Below are 1,468 nucleotides of genomic sequence, written 5' to 3' on the forward strand. Positions count from 1 at the left end.
CGTGTTGACGAACATCCCGATCAAGCCGTCCAACTCACGCTCACCACGACCCGCCACCGGCGTACCCACCGCAATGTCACCGGTCGCCGACAACCGCGCCAGCAAAACCGCCAACGCCGCATGCACCACCATGAACAGCGAGGCACCCGAGTCCTGCGCGAGTGCCGTCAGCCGACCGTGTGTCTCGGCGTCGATCTCGAACGCGTACCGACCGGCGCGCCCGGAGGCGACCGCGGGACGCGGGCGGTCCATAGGCAGGTCGAGCCGCTCGGGCAGACCCGCGAGGACCGAACGCCAATAGGCCAATTGGGTGGCGGCCTCCGAGGCGGGATCGTCCTCCGCGCCCAGCATCGCGCGCTGCCACAGCGTGTAGTCGGCGTACTGCACGGGCAGCGGATCCCAGCCGGGCGCGGTCCCGCCGTGGCGGGCCAGGTAGGCGGTCACCAGGTCTCGGACCAGCGGGGCCATCGACGCACCGTCGGCGGCGATGTGGTGCACCGTGATGGCGAGGACATGGTCGGTGCTGTCTTCGCCCGGTACGCCGGAATCCAGTGCCAGCAGCATGATTCGCAGCGGGACCTCGGTCGCGACGTCGAATCCGGTGAACGCGAACTCGATCAGCCGGGCCTCGAGTTCCTCCGGCGCAACGGTTTTCGGCCCCAGATCCGCCATCGCACGGTCGGGCGGCACGATCACCTGATGCCCGGTGCCGTCCTCGGACGGATACATGGTGCGCAGCGTCTCGTGCCGCTCGATGACATCGGCTATCGCGGCCCGCAGCGCCTCGATATCGAGCGCCCCGGACAGCCGGACGGCGAACGGAATGTTGTTGGCCGCCGAGGCGGTATCGAACTGGTTGAGGAACCACATCCGCTGCTGGGCCGGGGACAGCGGTATGCGATCGGGCCGCGGCATCGGGGCCAGCGGCATCCTTCCGCCCGCGTCCGCGACCGGCTCGATGGCGGCCGCCAGACCGGCGACGCTCGGCGCCTCGAACAGCAGCCGGGCCGGGATGCGGGCGCCGAGCGCGGCACCCAGCCGCGCCGCCGCCTGGGTGGCGATCAGTGAATTGCCGCCGAGGTCGAAGAAGTCGTCGTCGGCGCCGATGGCCTCGTTCGTGTGCAGCAGTTCGGCGAAGGTCTCCGCCACCAGCGTCTCGAGACGGCCGGTGGGGGCGCGAAACTCCTTGGCCTGCAACGTAGGTGATGGCAGTGCCGCGCGGTCCAGTTTGCCGACGGGCGTCAACGGAATCTCATCGAGCACCACCACACTCGTCGGCACCATATGCGACGGCAGGCTACGACCGGCCGCGGCGATGAGTTCATCAGTGTCGATCCGCGCACCGGGCACGGCATGCACGTAGGAGGCGAGAATCGTTGCCCCACTATCGAGCCGATGACCCACCGTCACCGCGAAATCGACACCCTCATACCCCGCCAACACCGCATCGATCTCACCCAACTCGATC

General features: G+C 68.9%; 1 protein-coding gene. It reads right to left on the minus strand.

All coding sequences use genetic code 11. The features are described from left to right. Nucleotides 1-1,468: condensation domain-containing protein (locus tag QH290_RS18240; RefSeq protein WP_280384104.1), on the minus strand; the 1,468-nt coding region annotated here is incomplete at both ends.

Source organism: Nocardia wallacei (assembly GCF_029869545.1).
Classification (GTDB): Bacteria; Actinomycetota; Actinomycetes; order Mycobacteriales; family Mycobacteriaceae; genus Nocardia; species Nocardia wallacei_A.